This is a genomic window from Prevotella fusca JCM 17724 (assembly GCF_001262015.1).
In the GTDB taxonomy this organism is placed as follows: domain Bacteria; phylum Bacteroidota; class Bacteroidia; order Bacteroidales; family Bacteroidaceae; genus Prevotella; species Prevotella fusca.
In genome coordinates this window covers 1,031,426-1,049,393 of record NZ_CP012075.1, presented here as the reverse complement: position 1 = coordinate 1,049,393, position 17,968 = coordinate 1,031,426, and the positions used below count along the sequence as shown (strand labels likewise).

The 17,968-nt window shown below is 45.3% G+C and carries 12 protein-coding genes; 11 read left to right on the top strand and 1 reads right to left on the bottom strand.

All coding sequences use genetic code 11. From position 1 onward, the window contains the following. Positions 1-737 precede the first annotated feature (737 nt). Positions 738-1,415, bottom strand: a complete 678-nt coding sequence (locus ADJ77_RS11605) for an OmpA family protein (RefSeq protein WP_025078199.1) — start codon at positions 1,413-1,415, stop codon at positions 738-740. A 377-nt stretch (positions 1,416-1,792) separates the two neighbouring features. Between ADJ77_RS11605 and proS the strand changes: the two genes are divergently transcribed. From proS to ADJ77_RS13900, 11 genes are all read left to right on the top strand, one after another. After that, positions 1,793-3,274 carry a proline--tRNA ligase gene (proS, locus tag ADJ77_RS11600; protein WP_050696444.1) on the top strand — a complete coding sequence of 494 codons (1,482 nt, stop codon included), beginning with the start codon at positions 1,793-1,795 and terminating at the stop codon, positions 3,272-3,274. A 136-nt stretch (positions 3,275-3,410) separates the two neighbouring features. Then, a complete protein-coding gene (locus tag ADJ77_RS11595; RefSeq protein WP_025078198.1) occupies positions 3,411-4,346 on the top strand; it encodes a hypothetical protein in 936 nt (311 codons plus the stop codon). Positions 4,347-4,387: 41 nt separating this feature from the next. Next, complete coding sequence (locus ADJ77_RS11590; RefSeq protein ID WP_025078197.1) at positions 4,388-5,329, top strand: hypothetical protein; 942 nt, start codon at positions 4,388-4,390, stop codon at positions 5,327-5,329. Between the two features lie 1,311 nt (positions 5,330-6,640). Next, complete coding sequence (locus ADJ77_RS11580) at positions 6,641-8,056, top strand: hypothetical protein (protein ID WP_025078195.1); 1,416 nt, start codon at positions 6,641-6,643, stop codon at positions 8,054-8,056. An 18-nt stretch (positions 8,057-8,074) separates the two neighbouring features. Then, entirely contained in the window at positions 8,075-8,461 is a 387-nt protein-coding gene (locus ADJ77_RS11575; protein WP_025078194.1) for a hypothetical protein, read from the top strand. A 6-nt stretch (positions 8,462-8,467) separates the two neighbouring features. After that, complete coding sequence (locus ADJ77_RS11570; RefSeq protein ID WP_025078193.1) at positions 8,468-10,084, top strand: hypothetical protein; 1,617 nt, start codon at positions 8,468-8,470, stop codon at positions 10,082-10,084. Positions 10,085-10,094: 10 nt separating this feature from the next. Next, on the top strand, positions 10,095-13,481 hold the full coding sequence (locus ADJ77_RS11565) for a hypothetical protein (RefSeq protein ID WP_050696443.1): 3,387 nt from the start codon (positions 10,095-10,097) through the stop codon (positions 13,479-13,481). A 7-nt stretch (positions 13,482-13,488) separates the two neighbouring features. Further along, a complete protein-coding gene (locus tag ADJ77_RS11560) occupies positions 13,489-15,993 on the top strand; it encodes a hypothetical protein (RefSeq protein ID WP_050696442.1) in 2,505 nt (834 codons plus the stop codon). A gap of 36 nt (positions 15,994-16,029) precedes the next feature. Continuing rightward, the gene (locus tag ADJ77_RS11555; protein ID WP_025078192.1) at positions 16,030-16,608 is read left to right on the top strand and encodes a hypothetical protein; all 579 of its coding nucleotides are present in this window, start codon (positions 16,030-16,032) and stop codon (positions 16,606-16,608) included. A 6-nt stretch (positions 16,609-16,614) separates the two neighbouring features. Continuing rightward, positions 16,615-17,301: a hypothetical protein gene (locus tag ADJ77_RS11550; RefSeq protein WP_025078191.1), complete on the top strand. Its 687-nt coding sequence runs from the start codon at positions 16,615-16,617 to the stop codon at positions 17,299-17,301. A 77-nt stretch (positions 17,302-17,378) separates the two neighbouring features. Continuing rightward, a complete protein-coding gene (locus tag ADJ77_RS13900; protein ID WP_154663403.1) occupies positions 17,379-17,543 on the top strand; it encodes a hypothetical protein in 165 nt (54 codons plus the stop codon). Positions 17,544-17,968: the final 425 nt, after the last annotated feature.

The following is a 17,968-nucleotide window of genomic DNA, read 5'->3' as shown; positions in this document are numbered from 1 at the left end:
GATGCCCTTTTGGACTGTTACTAACGCCCTTTTGAAGTCTAATTAAGCACCTTTTCTTGCGTGAGTCCGCAATGGTCTGATAACAAGTCACTTACGAAAGGATTGAAAACGCTTGTTTTTTGAAGTTCCCGAGCATTTCAGCCAAATATTTTGTAAGGATAATTCAAATCCCGTGAACCGATGTTTCAGACTTGTCGGTAATCAAATTCATGAATTATACAAGTCTTACACGAAAGAAGCGGAAAGCTGATATTTATTGAATATTACAGTTCATTGACCACGTCAACACCATCGCTACATGGAGCAAAGGAGCATATCCGCAAGGATTATTGATAGATTTCTGCAGCGAACATATCAGCACCATGTATGGAATGACTCCTTTTCTCTTTGCACTGACGACACCTCTACATCATTACATATTACCTCCGCTCATTCCATTTCTCCATGTGTCTTTTATGCATAGAAAAGGAAAAGGGTAATAAAGGAAAAGGAAATCTGTTACTCTCTCATTCTATGCCCATGTTTCTTTGTCTTTTCCACTAATCACCTGCACAATCCGTCATTCATTGTTTTTATGACATTCCGTCTCTCCTTATTGTTCTTCTGTTACCGTGTCCTACACTACCCTGCCAACAGTCCAAACAAAAAAGGATACTGCCGAAGCAATATCCTTTTGAGAATTTATTTAGCAAAGTTTGTTGGGACATACGAGGCGTATGCCCCAAGGTTTCAAATGATTACAATGAACCGTTGTTTGCCTGGCGGACCATCTCTGACGAAGCATAGAGGTAAACCTCTACACGGCGGTTAGCCTGACTTACTGTCTTGTTCTCGATCGGGTTGGCACTACCGAAGCCCTGTACCGAACGAATCTGGCTGTGGCTGACGCCCTTACCCTTCAAGTAAGATGATACAGCCTCTGCACGACGCTGTGACAACGGGAGGTTGATATTGTCATTACCTGAAGCATCAGTGTAACCCTGGATAGCAACATCGCAGGTAGAGTTACGCTTCATCAGTGCAGCGAACTTCGTGAGGTCGTTCTTTGCTGCAGCACTGAGGTTTGAGCCGTTCAGTGGGAAGAGGATACCGGAGTCGAAGGTCACCTTCACACTCTCCAGTCCGTTTGCATCCGTCACCTTGTCGACACGTGCATTAGGCAACTGCTGTGCAGCCTCGCGTGCCACCTTGTCCATGTGACGGCCGATGAGCGCACCAGCACCAGCACCAACGGCTCCGCCGATTGCTGCACCGATTGCCGTGCTTCTGCCATTATGACCTATAATCTGACCAACGATACCGCCTAATGCTGCACCAGCACCGCCACCGATTAATGTTCCTGTTCCCTGCTTTGTCTGGCAACTTACGATAGAAAGGAAACACATTCCAACTGCCATCAACTTCATATTCTTCATAACCAAAACTGTTTATTGATTAATAATTATCTTTTTACCCTCAAGGCTTGGCATTGCTGCCGTACCTTAATTCGATTTATTCATGCAAAGTTAAACAAATATATGCCATAGAGCATCCATTGCCAACATTTTTTTGTATTTTTGCAGAAAATAAACTGCAATCAGCAAATCAGAAACAAGTTCCCTTTGCTTTCGTTTGCATTATTTTTGCAGAAGACAAGCTGCTTTCAGCAGAATAGAACCAAACTTCATTTGCGTTCGTCAGCTGTATCTGTGTGCAAAATTAGCATTTCTGACTGTAGTGACAAAAGGGATTTTCCTATAAGCACATGGAAATCCCCTAAAGATGCAAAATAAAAGAACAGAATAATATATTTATGGCAAAAGAACTAAAAGAAATGACCAAGAGAGCAGAGAACTACTCTCAATGGTACAATGACTTGGTAATAAAGGCAGACCTGATTGAACAGTCTGCCGTACGTGGCTGTATGGTCATCAAACCTTACGGCTATGCTATCTGGGAGAAGATTCAGGCACAGCTTGACAAGATGTTCAAGGAGACTGGTGTGCAGAATGCTTACTTCCCAATGCTGATTCCTAAGAGCTTCCTCTCTCGTGAGGCTGAGCACGTAAAGGGATTCGCCAAGGAGTGTGCCGTGGTTACTCACTATCGACTGAAGGCTACAGAGGAAGGCAATGCCGTCGAGGTTGACCCGAACGCAAAGCTGGAGGAGGAACTCATTATCCGTCCTACCAGTGAGACAATCATCTGGAATACCTATAAAAACTGGATTCACTCTTGGCGCGATCTGCCATTGATGTGCAACCAGTGGTGTAATGTTATGCGTTGGGAGATGCGTACGCGTCCTTTCCTCCGCACATCTGAGTTCCTCTGGCAGGAGGGTCACACCGCTCACGCTACACGTGAGGAGGCTGAGAAGGAGGCACAGACCATGTTGCGTGTCTATGCTGACTTCGCCGAGAAGTGGCTTGCTGTTCCTGTCGTACAGGGCGTGAAGAGTGAGACTGAACGTTTCGCTGGTGCCTTAGATACCTATACCATTGAGGCAATGATGCAGGACGGCAAGGCTCTCCAGAGCGGTACTTCCCACTTCCTGGGTCAGAACTTTGCAAAGTCGTTCGATGTTACCTTCCTTAATAAGGAGAACAAGCCGGAGTACGTATGGGCTACCTCTTGGGGTGTCAGTACCCGTCTGATCGGTGCGCTCATCATGACCCATTCTGACGATAACGGTCTTGTTCTTCCTCCGAAGATTGCACCTATTCAGGTGGTTATCGTACCAATCTTCAAGGGCGAAGAGCAGTTGAAGGAGCTCACAGAGAAGTTGCAGCCAGTTATTGACGAGCTGCGTGCGCTGGGAATCACCGTCAAGTTCGACGATGCTGACAACAAGCGTCCGGGCTTCAAGTTCGCTGACTACGAGCTGAAGGGTGTGCCGGTACGCCTCGCAATGGGTGGTCGTGACTTGGAGAATAACACTATTGAGGTGATGCGCCGTGACACTTTGGAGAAGGAGAGCGTCAGCTTTGACGGTATCGTAGAGCGTATCAAGAACCTCCTCGACGATATTCAGGACAACATCTTCAAGAAAGCCAAGGACTTCCGTGACGCTCACATCTACGAGTGCGAGGACTATGAGGAGTTCAAGGAAAAGGTGAAGGACGGTGGTTTCTTCCTCTGCCACTGGGATGGAACAGAGGAGACTGAGGCGAAGATCAAGGAAGACACGCAGGCAACTATCCGCTGCGTTCCTTATATGTTCGAGCAGACACCGGGCATTGACATGGTCAGCGGCAAGCCAGCCAAGTATCGTGTCATCATCGCAAGGTCATACTAAATTATTCACAAAACTAAATATTTAACGGCTTCAGGATATTAATTAATGCAGGACTTACAACGAATGCTTATGATTTCTGAAGCCGTTAATGCTTTCAATCCTAAATTATAAATCCTAAACAAACAATAATTCACTTATGAAAAAAACACTTATCACTTTTGCGTTACTCCTCGCTGTAACAGCATTGAACGCCCAGACTTTAATCAAAGCTAAGTTCCAGAAAGGCGATAAAGCGGTCTATGAAACCGTGGCTGACGTTAAAATAAACACTCCTATGGGTGGTGGCTCAGAAAGCGTAAAGACAACCAGCAGAACAAACATTGCCGTACAAGAGGCTACGGCTGATGGTTATGTTGTCGAGATACTGACTAACGGTATTAAGATAGAAGGTAGTCAGGCGATTGCACAGCAGACAGGAAACATGCTGAACCAATACCTTAACAATGTCCCAATGCTTATAAAGACGGATGCAAACGGAAAAGTAAAGGACCTTTTGAATTATACTGAAGTCCAAACGAAGGCAAGCAAGTTCGCAATGGCATTTATCGACTCACTCTATAACGCCAATCCGGAAATGGAGAAAGCAATGCCAAAGTACAAGATGGCTATGGGCATCAGCAACCAGCTCAGCAAAGAAGCGTTTATTGAGTCTGTCGAGAACAGCACTTTCTTTCACTTATTCGGCAAGACTATCAAGAGCGGTGACAAAGAAAACAAGGATATGCAGGGCATAAAGACTACCGTTACCTACGAGCTTACCAAGGAGCCAAATGCACTCAACATTGCAGGACAGATCAAGAGCAACATGACTGAAGACGATGTAAAAGCCTTCGTTATTGACAAGATGAAACAAATGGGTGCTGACGAATCCATGACCTCACAGCTGGAAGCCAACTGGGGAAGAATGAAGCAGATGGGTATGACAAAGATGGATGTCAACGGCACCTCTGCCACTAAACTCCTTGACACTGGCTGGGCAACAGAATACAGCACGGACGTGAAAACAAAGATGATGGGAATGGATATGACCATCACCTCGGTTACTAAATTGCTGGAGAAGAGCTGGAAATAATCCGTTATGCATGAATTTACGAATCAAACAATAATGCTATTATGAGAAAATCACTCATTACTTTTGCCTTACTTCTCGCTGTAACAGCCTTGAACGCCCAGACTTTAATCAAAGCTAAGTTCCATAAAGGCGATAAAGCCGTCTATGAAACCGTGGCTGATGTTAAAACCAAGTCTTCTGCGAAAGGTACTGAAAGCGTAAAGACAACCAGCAAAACAAAGATAACTGTACAAGAGGCTACGGCTGATGGTTATGTTGTTGAGATACTGACAAACAGTATTAAGATAGAAGGCAGTCAGGCGATTGCACGGCAGACAGGAAACATGGTGAGCCAATACCTTGACAATGTCCCGATGATTGTAAAGACGGATGCAAACGGAAAGATAAATGACCTCTTGAATTATGACGAGGTACTGTCAAAGATAAGCAGGTTTGAGATAGCTCTTCTTGACTCCGTCTACAATGCCAATCCTAAAATTGAGAAGGCAATGCCGAAGATCAAGGCTATTACGACCCTGAAAAACAAACTTACAAAAGAATCTTTTATTGAGTCGGTCGAGAACAGCACTTTCTTCTATCTTTTTGGTAAGACCCTCAAGAATGGTTACAAAGAGAACAAGGATATACAGGATATAAAAGCTACTGTTACCTACGAACTTACCAAGAAGGCTAACGCACTCAACATCGTTGGGAAGATTAGCAGCAATATGACAGAAGACGACGTAAAAGCTCTTATCATTGACAAGATGAAGGAAGTCGGTGCAGAAGAAAACCTTGAACTGATGATAGCACAGGTGGAGACACACTGGGACAGGATGAAGGAAATTGGTATGGCAACAATGGATGTCAACGGAACTACTAACATCCAACTCCTCAACACTGGTTGGCCTACCGAATACAGCTCGGATGTAAATACAAACAGGATGGGAGTGCATATGACCAACAGCTCCGTTACTAAATTAATAGAGAAGAGCTGGAAATAATCCATTGGAAACATTCTATATATTTAGGTGGTGCAGGCATTCCTCACCACCTTTTTTTGTTCATCCGTTAAATGTGTGGACACTTTTCGTACAGCTTTAGCAGAAGAACCGAAGTTAAATAAAAGCATAGCCAAGACGGTCTTGGCTACCTGTTTTATTATCATCCTCCCCCACAGAAAACCCTTTCGTTTTAATACTTTGAAAATGCGGACAATGGTTTGAAAAATCATGACATAATTTCGGGTAAAATACCTACAGACAAAGGCAAAAACACGTGTAAAAAGCAAGTTTGCGACTGGCAGTAAATCAGTTAGTTATAAGGTAGTGCAAGAAAAGGTGCTTAATTGGACTTCAAAAGGGCGTCAGTAAGGCTTCAAAAGGGCGTCTATTGCAAGCCAATTGGGCGTCTTTTGGAAGCCAAAAGACCATGTATTGGTTTTGAACTGTATGAAAATAGTTTACAAACGTTGGTTGATATGGGAATAAGCTGTTTGTAGAAGACGGGAAGACACGGTATCTGTCTGCCTATTCTGTATTTTTATCTTGTAGTCTATCCCTCCCTTGTAAGACCATCTGATTTTGAATAGTCATACCATACAGGTGTGTAAGCCTTTATCTTGTTTCCAATCCACACATTTAACCGAAGACCCTTTTGTTCCGAATCTTCTGAAATATGGAGTGATAAAGTAAACCTGCTACATAATAAGGCACACAGAGAAATTGCCATTTAAAAACCTCCGTTCACTCCATTTCTTCGTGTGCTAAACTTTGACGTTTCAGTTTTCTACGGTGTTAGCCTTCTGTGCCATCCCCGACCTTCAGGTCTTTGTGCATTTCAACTTCTTTAGAGAAAGACAGGATATGACCGGGAATAAAAGGCAGGAATCCTACAAAGGAAACTTTCAGAATCAGCCCAAACTGGAAATCAGACAACCCACATCCTCATCCGCATCAAAGGAGAAAAACACAGCAGGATTATTTTTCCAGAGTTGTTAGTCGTGATTATGAAAGATTTTTTTTACCTTTGCCATGTGCATGTGGTGCAAACAACAATCTTTGCGAACAACGCCCCAGCCCCACCATAAAAAGCACAGTCTTAAACTCTAACCTGCGAAAGATGAATAGTCTTAACATTATAGCACATTAGGGAAAAAAGGAGCGCAACTTTAAACAATCGTTGCATTCGTTTTGTCAGAGCAGCTGCCATGCAAGACATTACAATGCAGGTTCCCACCTTTGTCAAGTTGTGTTGAATGAATAATATAATTAAATCACAACCCGGGAACAATGTGTTTAATATTGCATAAAGCGATGATTAACGATTGGAAGAATCAATTGGTCCATGGCGATCAGCTCAAACGTAAACTACGAACAACGACACAAACACTTGCCTGGATGGCTGCAGGCTTCTTTGGCATTATCAGTTTGAACTCATGCAGCTCCAGCATACCTACTGCTTCAGACACGAAGTACATTCCGGAATTTCATCAAAAATATTTCAACAAAGGAATCGATGAGATCTCCCGCGACCAGCTGTCCCTGTACGTTGACTGTTCAAAATGTATTTCGTTAGGTCAGAATTCTCCCTTCTTCCAGGCATTGGTTCCATCGTGGACTGACGCTACCCGGAAGTATTATTCCATTGAGGGCAACAAGATCCGGCAGCATCGGCCGGATTCCACCTTCCTGCTCCTTCGCAATATCAACGAGACCGACTATGCTGACCTGAAGACGGCAGCAGAACGCATGGCGAATGAAAACAATGAGTCGGTACTCCTTACTGACGGTGAATATTTCCAGCCGTCAATCGCCAAAGGAAACATCAACAACCCTTACATGGCAAATGCCCTGAAGACGTGGCTGAAGAAAGGACATGACGTCTATATACTGTCAGAACCTTACGTAGAACCCTATAAGGGGCAGAATTTCAATAAAAAACGCTTCTACATCCTGTTCACAGACTGGAGGCTGAAGGGAAACATCTATGAACGCATCATGCAGACAGTCAACCTTGACCAGTTCCCACAGGTTGAAGTTTTCCATCTGTCTGCTGACCATCCGCAGCTGATGTCAAAGAATGCACAGACAACGGAGCCCAACCAGCACCTTAATGCAAAGGTTTCTCCCGGCATCGGCGACTACGAAGTACAGGACTGGGAAATTGACTGGAAAGACGGAATAGAGCCGCTGATTGTCAATGCCGTAAACCCCAACACGGGTGAGCCGCTCCCTGACGGAGAACCCTTCATCTCGGGCTGGAGAATAGACAGAAACAGCTTCGGCGGCTATCGTATAACTGACGTATCAGCCAAGGTGTACAATATCAACCAGGAATACTTTGACTTCTATTGCGCCAAGGATGGGAAGCAGAAGCCCACACCGAAGATTCAGCCTGCTGAGTGTGAGAACTTCGTAAAGATTGACCCAAAGGAATTCAGCGACCACGGCAAGATAAACCTGCACTTTGACACGCAGAACTACTATCCTGACCCGGTGCTGAACGGTTCCCCATACAACTATTTCAAGATTGACATCTGTGTGTCCCAGGTAGAACCTATGTTCGCACAACATAAGCCTATGTTCACCTTTGACAGCATTGACATGCCGGGCAACCAGAATGTATCGGTGGCAGCAAGCGTGGAACAGTGCCTGACTGACCCTGACATCAAGGCGATGATCAGCACCTGCCCTGTCTATACGATTTACGTGAAATCCAACGAACGATAAACTAAAAACTATCAAGATATGACTCCTGTAACTAACATCTCCCAGCTTAACCAGCTGATGAACAGCACAATGATCTATGCTGTTATTGTAGGCCTCGTAGCAGTTCTCGTAGCCTTACTTCTGTCAAACATGTTCCCGTGGGAGGGTGGCAATGACCGTTCCTACATCAAGCGACGCATCGCCTTCGTCGTGATAGCCATCATTGCCGTACTGGGCTTCTGGCTGTACAATGATTTGGTTGTTATGTCACATATCCGTAACATCGGCTTCCAGAATATGCTCAGGACGTGCAACCTCAAATGTATCGGTATCAACCTCGGCGTGTATCTCGTTACAAGTATTGCGCTGATGTTTGTATTCCGTCACTCAAAGTTTGGTTCAATTCTTGGTAAAGAAAAAAAGTAATTCATCATGGCAAGACAATTTTTCGTACTCGGTATTGGTGGAACCGGAATGCGATGCATAGAGTCGCTTATCCACCTGTGTGCCATGGGTATGTTTGATGACACAGACATCCATCTGCTGGCACTTGATACTGACAAAAACAACGGTAACTTCTCACGGCTGAAGGAAGTAAAGGATGCCTACTGCAATGCAAAAGGACAGGACAAGGCAAGCAGAGTGTCACTGAACAACTCCTTCTTCTCAGCCAACATAAAATATTACGAGTTCAGCCCGAACTACGAGCAGAAGAGTACCTTCAAGGCGGTGTTCAACTATGGTGATACGCAATATAACCATAGAGAAGAGACCGATCTGGCAGACCTCGTGCTGTCTGACAATGTCGAAGACTTCAATCTGCGTCATGGCTACCGTGCACAGACCCATCTGGGCTCGATGATGATGTACCATTCAATCCTTGAAGCAGCAGAGTCGCAGGCAAGCAGTGAATTGAAGCTGTTTCTCAGCGAGCTCATCAAGGCTTCACAGAATGGTCAGCCGAGAGTGTTCATCCTCGGCTCGGTGTTCGGAGGAACGGGGGCTTCATCCATTCCTATCATCCCGCAGGCAATCTCAAAGGCTGCAGAGATAATGAGCAACGGTGCAGCCAATGTTCTCAAGAGTGCGTACTTCGGTTCTACCCTGCTTACAGCCTACTTCAGCTTCAGGGCCCCAAGTGGCGGTGAGCTGGACAATCAGAAGATTATCGCAACGAGTGACAAGTTTGCGCTTAACTCACAGGTTGCGATGATGTTCTACGATGATGATGCTACGGTAAAGAGTACCTATCAGAAGTTCTATATGATGGGTACCAGCAGCCTCAACTGGGACCCGATGCAGAGAAAGGCTGACACGATATCTGAAACCATTACTGGTGGCGAGCAGCAGAAGAATGATTCCCACTACATAGAACTGCTTGCGGCATGTGCTGCGCTCGACTTCTACAATTCTGATGAGAACGAGCTACAGCAGAACAAGAACCTGCACAAGACCGATTATCAGTACCGTGCAGTCAATGAAAGTGGCAAACTTGACTTTGAAGACTTCGTCGGCAAAGAGAGAGCCAAGGAGTTTGCCCGTAAGTTCGGTATGCTGATAGCCTTCTCCCTCTTCTGCAATGGAGAGGATGACTTCGTGGAAAGCACAAGAGCTGGCGGACAGAAGGAAATCCAGGAGTTTATAGAGATGGACATTACCCAGGCTACAAGTCTGAAGAACTATTTTCGTCTGTTCTTCGTGAAACGGGTTGCCGACAAGCTGCAGGAAGGCTGGCTCCGGCAGATTCACCGTTCGGCAGGCGGTCAGGACAGCTTCCTCTTTAATGCCAACCTGTTCTCACCCATGACCTTCAAGGAGCTGATGAACATGGACTGGAATGAGTGTATCTACAGAAACGAAGGTATCGGCAAGGACAACAAATACAGCAAGAGCGGTATTATCGGATTCCGTTCAAAGTTCGACCCGTTCAAGAAACAGTTTATACAGGAACGTGACAGTTCAAAGGACTGGCAGAACCTCACGAACAAGGGTGAGCAGTTGTACAAGTTGATTTTCGACACATTAGCAAAGTTGTATAAGTTTAATTAATCGGGAAGCTATGTCAAAAGCATTATTGATAAAGAGTTATACCAACCTGACAACAGGAACTCAAGGTCAGTGGAACGAGCTTAACATGGCATCGTCCTACATACAAGGTATTGAAACAGGAAAGATTCTGGAGGGTTTGACTGCCGAGAAGCTCGGCGCACTCATTTCGGGTGTTCCTACACCGTGGGCACGGGCAAAGCTCTTCAAGTTTGCCTTGCAGACGCTGGCGAACCCAGACCCGAACATCAACATTTCAGGCTTGCAGCAGTTCTACGATATGCTTCACGGTGAGTGGAGAGGATTGTTGGCAGTCATCGCACTGTTCCCGGACCGTATTCGTTTCTCAAACCCTGTAGAGATGAACGTAAGGGGCAATGGATACGATATTGCAGCAGCATTCGGCCGGATGCTTTTCGAGGACAAGGATGTCTGGAGTAATCAGGATGTGCTTGCTAAAAGTCCGGACGTACAGCCCTATATTCACCTCATCTACTATCGTGACCATCTGGTCGGCGGTACTTCGCCAATGACGGGAGTATTCACGGGTGTCAGCTATGCCAGCCTCGGTGATGATGCCAGTGACATCAACTGGTATCGTGATGGTAAGTTTGAGGACCCTACCGCCTTCCTTTCACCTGACCAGTTGCAGAAAGTTTACCTGTTCATGAAGAATATGAATGGTAACCTTGAAGCCTTTGAGAAGAAAATCAATTCCCAAAGAGGCGACAAGCAGTTGATGAATATCGGTGGGTTCAAGCAGATGAGCCGCAAGTGGGAACAGGAACTGCTGTACCGTGGAGGCGGAAATCTTCGCGACAAGGGACCGATTGCCAAGTATGGCAACCTGGAGTGTCCGTTCTCTCTCCTTTTCATGAGCGATGTGCCTGTGTATCTGAAGCCGGATTACACCTTCACTTATACAAATGACGGAGACTATAAGCTCATCGGAGATATTCAGAACCTGCTCAGCGAGGATAAGTTTGTCATAGGATGGGCTGAGGATGCCAACGCACGTCCGAAACTTTCTGACGGACCAGTATTCTATCTGCGGGTCAAGGAATTGAGGGATGGAAGCATGAGCTACTTCACACTTCCATTATCAGAAAGAGGTATAGATATCTTCAAGAATAACCTGCGTGGCTTGCTGGGTTATTCTGATGGTGGGAACACCTCACTTACCGGTGTCATTACTGATGCTGGTCAGTTGGCTGTCACTTTGATTGTCGAGATTGACGGACAGAAGGTTACACTGAACACCCGTGAGTACGAAATTGACTGGATGACTGACCAGGGTAAGGTGATCATGTGGCCGGACTTCGTCTCAGAGAAATGGAACAAATATTATCTTTATTCAGAGTTTACCGCAGATGCGCAGGAACAATTCCAACCTGTCTTCAAGTGGCAAGGTGAATTTGTAAGGACGATAGATAACAACTTTTGGACAGGCGACTATCAGCCTTCTGCTGATGAAGACAAGCTGATTGACATCAAGAAGCTCATCACCTATCCGGCTGGGCAAGGTGAAGACCTGCCTAAGTACAACATCATCAGTGCGGACAAGCCTTTGGCAGGACTTTCAGCCTTTGTAAAAGACACAGGCAAAGATGTTCATGCCGGCTATCTGATCTTCCGACAGGAGGTAATTGGTGATAAAACCACTATTGACCTCAAGGGGTCAGCCATTGTTGGCGTGGACTTCGGCAGCAACAACACTTGCGTTTATTACAACCCGGACGACAGAGGTGCGAACCCTGTTGAGTTCAGAAACTACAGAACGGTGCTTGTCGGCAAGGAGAACAATGATGTTCGTTCTATTGCTGAGAACAATGAACTCCTGTTCTTTGCGAATTACACATCCGACAACGGACAGGTCAAGTCGTGGCTTCATGAACATGATTCAAGATACAACTGCTACAATGAATCAGAGGAAATAGCCGGTGGTGTTCCTGTAAACAGACCTAACGTCTTTGTGAAGGAGATGGACCAGTATGAGATCAAGACCCAGGCTGGCACACTGCACTATAACATGAAGTGGCTGGATAATGAGAAGGGGCTGCAGAAGAAGCGTGCTTTCTTGAAATCCATCTGGCTACAGACCTGTGCATACCTGTACAAGGAGGAGAGAATACGACCGGAAGAACTTAAATGGAGTTATCCCGGTTCTATGATGGAGGCTGACCGTGCTGAACTTGAGAAGATTTTTGAGGAGCTCTGCAAGATGACGCCTATTACAGTTGGACGCCGCCCGGAACCAAGTGAGAAACTCACCACCGAGGCTGAAGCTGTCTGCAGCTTTGCACTCTCACGGGACTTTGGCTTGAACAAAGACAATATGTTCCTGGGAATTGATGTCGGCGGCAGTACCAGTGACATCCTGCTCCTTGCAAAGGACCCTGACAACGGCAACAAGTCTTCCCTCTATCGGGAGAGTTCTGTCCGCATAGCTGCCGGCGTATTCTTCAATGCTGTTATCAAGTCCGAGTCTTTCCGCCAGGCTTTGGTCAACTTCCATGAAGGCAAGAAGACCAATGTCTTTGTTGCCAATATCAAGGAAGTATTGACCCAGCCGTCAAAGGCTCCTTACTATCTGAACAGCATCTTTGACCAGTTAAGGTCAGAGAATGATTATGAGGAATTCTATTCTTCAATCAATAACAATGCAAAGTTCGTCTTTACCATCCCTGCCTATGTGACAGGTCTCCTGCTCTTCTATTCAGGTATGCTGATCGGTAAGGCAATAAAGACCGAACACATGAATCATATCAACAGAATTGATGTGCTTTCATTCGGTAAGGGCGGTAGGCTGTTCCATTGGCTCAGAAGTTCAGCAACCCGAAGGTTGACAAATGAGTACTACGAGAACTGTCTTAATGCCGGTGTAAACTTAGTTACCGAAAAGACACTGGAAGTCAGATACCGTGATGAGATTGAAATTGACAACAAGGCTGAGGTTGCCAAGGGACTTGTCGACCCCAAGGAGCACATAAGGAAACAACAGGAAGCAGATGCAGACATCTGTGGCGAAACGGGCGTCAAGTATATTATGAGTGATGGTACTCCCAAGGAACTTCATACAGAAGATGAGCTTACTGGCGAGTATTTTGCAAATGAGATGAATAAATTTGATTTCTCAGGCATTGCCAACTTTGAGAAATTCATGGAGATATTCATTGATTTCGTCAGTCAGAAGACCCGTCTCTACCCACAGGCAGACAATTTGCGAGAGGACCTTGCAGACCTCCCGAACAGAATCACAAGCTACATCTGCAACAATGATGATGAGTATCGCAAAGCCCGGAAGATTCAGGGCGATGTGTTCACTTACCATCAGCCAATCATCATTGCAGAAGGCGCTTGCTTCTTGGAAACATTAATAAAGAAAGCGTTTAATCAGTAATCATTAAATGAAGGTTCTTACTTTATACATAGATAAATGGTATATCATCGGCGCAGTCTGCGTCGATGGTGTACCACATCTCATTACTCCTTCCAATGGAGAAAATCGTTTCTGGTTATACTTCTATGAAGATGTAGCTAATGATACCATTGTCTATGGTAAAGATAACAAACAACATTACCACAACAATGACAATCACTATTATGGTAATGTCTTTGATCTGATTCCAGATTCCACTGCTTCTTTCATGAGATATGGAAGAAAACAGGAAATGTACAAGATATTCTACACATCCGGCATCCTGGATGAGTTAAGATCTGCGGTTGATGAAAAGCCCGGAGAGATTGATACATACATCTCTTTCTCGAAGGACATTTCAGATGCAGCCCGCCTTGTCTTCCTGCAGTCGGTATTGGAAGAAAACAATTTCGTAGTAAAAGAATCGGTTGCCCGTATCGGACAGCTTGCACTGGAACATGCCTTCAGAAGGGGGCAGTATGAGGAAGACGGATTCTATCTGCTACTCAATGCCTGCAACGAAAACCTGAGTTATTCTGTATATGAACATACAGATAACATCCTGTTAAGAAAAGCAGAAGATGCCTTGAAAGGCATGGGTACTGACCTCAGAAGCAGGGCTTTACTTGAGAAGGTGGTCAAGAGTATCAATCAGAGAGAGCTTTTTCTTGATTCAGAACAGGATTACGAAAGGGAATATCTCCGTCTTGGACAGTTCGCTGACCAGTGGATAGAGAAGCTGGAAGATGCTATACCAGGACGTCCGATTACCATCACGAATGTCAGATTCTCCCAACTTCCTAACATCTATGACACTACTGTTCTGAAGAAGGAGATCGACACACGCACACATGTCATCGTGGATGACATTGTCAGGGAAATAACAACATTCGTCAAGAACCTGAACATCCCTAACGACAAGGTCAAGGGTGTCATGTTCTTGGGAAACACATTTACAAACGAACAGTTCATCAGAGCCATCAAGGAACGGTATTTATTGTCAGAGGACAAGTATATCTTCTATAAGGATTCTGACCTCCCCCATATCGTTGCAGTCTATTCCATCATGGACTGCAGCCAGTTCTCCGAGGCAACACAGATGGCTATCGCCAATGGCGCAACAGAGTTAGAGAGGCTGAAACTTGCACAGGAAGAGGAAGCAAGACGACTGGAAGCTGAACGGAAAAGGGCTGAGCAGGAAGCAAAGGACAAAGCTGCTCACGAATCAGAAAATAAATACAAAGAAGCGTTGGCTAATATTTATGACTATGAGAAGAAGCAGGACTATGCACAGATGTCTGACTGGGCTGACATCGCCCTTCAGCACAATCCTGACGACCAGGAAGCCCGTCAGAAGAAGGCTGAAGCAACCCGTCTCCTCTCCGAGAAGAAGGTGAAGGAAGAGCAATACAAGAGTATCATTCAAAGGGCACAGAAGAGTCTTGAAGAAAAGCAATGGCAGGATGCGCTGTCGCAAAGTGATGCAGCCCTGAACCTGATGCCTAATTCCAAAGAGGCTGACAGAATCCATCAGATTGCAAGAAAACAGATTGACTCACAGGCACAGATAGAGAAGTATCTGACCCGTGCTGACATGTTCCTTGCACAGAAATCATACAAGGAGGCACTTGAGGAACTGAAGAAGGTGCAATCCTTTGACAGTGAGAACAAAGATGCACAGGAAAGAATCCTGCAGATTGAACAGATACAAGAGGTACATGACCAGCAGATTGCTGAACTCATACGGCAATACCAAGAGGCTGAAGATTCAAAAGACTTCGATGCTGCTATTGCGACATGCAACGAACTCATAGACACCGACACTCCCAACCAACGAAAATGGACGGAAAAGGTTGAAAGACTGAAGACTGCTAAGGTGGAGTTTGCCAAAGAAGAAGAGAAGTGGCAGACGATAAAACGCAAGATTGATTCAGCCTTATTCATGGAGAACTGGGCAGAAGTTGTGTCGCTTGGCAAGGAAGCACTAAGAATACGGGAAGATGAAAACCTCCGTTTGAACATCCGTCGTGCCGAGGAAAAACTTGCTGTCCTACAGGCTGAAGAGAACTATAAGCAAGGCATCTATGAGGTAAAAGACTTCATAGTAGATAAAAAGTGGGATGAAGCAAGAGAACTCTTATCCGACTTACAGGCGAGATACCCTGACCATAAGGGTGAGATGAAACTGTTGTTCAAACAGATATTCGATGCTGAAACAGCATTTGACAAGCAGTATGCAAAGAAAGATTCGTTGTTTCAGGGCAATGAACCTGATGAGGACAACGACTTCGATTCACAGACAAGACAGTCGGAAGATGATTTCTTTGGCAATGAAAAAAACATATCGCCTGCTCCCAAATCAAAACCTCAGATGGCATCACCTGCTACACCAAACAGCGAGGATGACTTCTTCGACATGGACGTATCTCCTTCCAGGCACAAGACAGAAACAAGCAGGGTGGTAAGGAGTACCAGTGACGATTTTAATTTTTAATATTCATATACAATAACATTTAAAGAATTAGTAGTTATGGCAGAAGTAACATTAAAGAGAAAGATCACTCTTCGCAGAAAGCAGGAGGAGTGCGCATTCACATTCTCAGGCAAGCTGAAAGTAAAGCTGTTCTGGACATCAGATACTGACCTGGACCTTTGCCTGTTTTTCAAGAAGAAGAATGGCGAAGTCGGTGGCGTCTTCTCTAACGAATATCGTGGCAAGAGGAGTGACCTCGGTGCACTGGATAAGTTCCCGTTCATGCTTCACTTAGGCGACAACAAGGAACCTGCCGAGGGCAATGAGGAGACTGAACAGATTAACATTGCCAGTCTTGACGAGATTGAGCAGGCTTTCGTCTGCATCGTTAACTATAAGGCTGCCATTGACCAGCTTGATGTAACTTACGCTGAAGAGGGTGGTCGTGTTGAACTTCAGAGCGACTCTGGCGATTACCTTGAGGTACTGGCTGACTCTACTGACGAAGGTCATGTTTACTGTGTATGTTCTATCAAGAACAACGAAGGTGAATATGCCCTCAAGAACGAGAGCCGTGTAATGGATCTTGGCACTGCCTTCGACGAGATTCCTGGTTTCTCAATCATCTGCAACTAATATATTATGGTTGAAATTAAAAGAAAAGTTACACTGAGGACAAAGACTCCTCAACCGGAAGAGAAACCCGAAGATGGGATTACTCCAAAGGTGAAGCAGCCGGAACCTACTCCAGTACCGCCACCGTCTACGCCATCAGACGAGACCGTTGGCAGCAAGGGAGGCGGAAACGGAAAGAAGTGGCTGGTGGCAGCTGTCCTTGTAGCTCTTCTTGGTGGTGGCTATTACCTATACAGCAGTCAGGGAAATGAATCCGGGAATACTGCTGTTGCAGTCGCTACCGACAGTACTGGTGTACGGAAAGATACTACACAGACAGCACAGGCTGACTCTGCAACTAAGGCGGAAACTGATACCAACGGGCTGAATGTAACTGGAAAGGCAAGCAGCAAGAATGCTTCTGAAAACAATTCAGACGGCGAAGTTCCTGTTTCTTCAGACAACGCCCCGGACGTAAACACCGCTGCCAATGCTGCAACGGACAAGCAGGTTGCTTCTGCTGGTAATCACGGCACATCAGCCACGACAGAGCCTACAATGACAGAGCCTGCCGGTTCAGTTCAGGAGACGGCTAATGACGTCATCAAAGGGACTTATGGTAATGGTGTGACACGCAAGCACAAACTCGGCTCTCGCTATGCGGAAGTTCAGAAACGCGTTAACGAGATGTACCGGAAAGGTGAGGTTCATTAATACCATTACAATGTTATTCATGAGGGTGTACCGTAATTGTCATCAATGGGTACACCCTCAAATAAAAAAAGACTATCATGTTGATATATATAATTCTCGCTTTAGTCCTGTGGATTGTTGCACCCATCGTCATCAATGGACGTATCAAAAAGAAATCTGACCGCAAGGCATTGATTATGTTATGCCGCATCTTGGCTGGCGTTTTTATCGGTCTCGCCATTTATAGAGAATTATTTATTTGAGGCTGACTACACCCTGCCAGCCGTAACCTTTCTCCTTGAGCCCAAATCTCATTGAGCCCGCAAAGGGCTCATTATCCTTATCTTTCATATTGTTTCCTGGCATCTTTTATCCTCTTGTCGCTATCTTCTCTGCCGCTATAACTTGACATAGCTCGCTACGCCTTGTTGCAAAGACAAACAATCCGCCCGACAATAAAAACAAAACCTGTTCAGCCTCTGATGAACGGTTCGGGTTAAAGTGTTCTCATACAGAGGCACATAGTCCCCGGACTTTCTGCTGTCACAGGACAGATGATACACACAGATTAATCTGCAAATGAAAATATACCTGCAGAATCAACAGGTTTCTCAGATTTTATTTGTATTTTTGCCACGTCAGTCAAGGATTTGTTAAATTGTTTTGCGACACTGAGTTTAGTGAATTC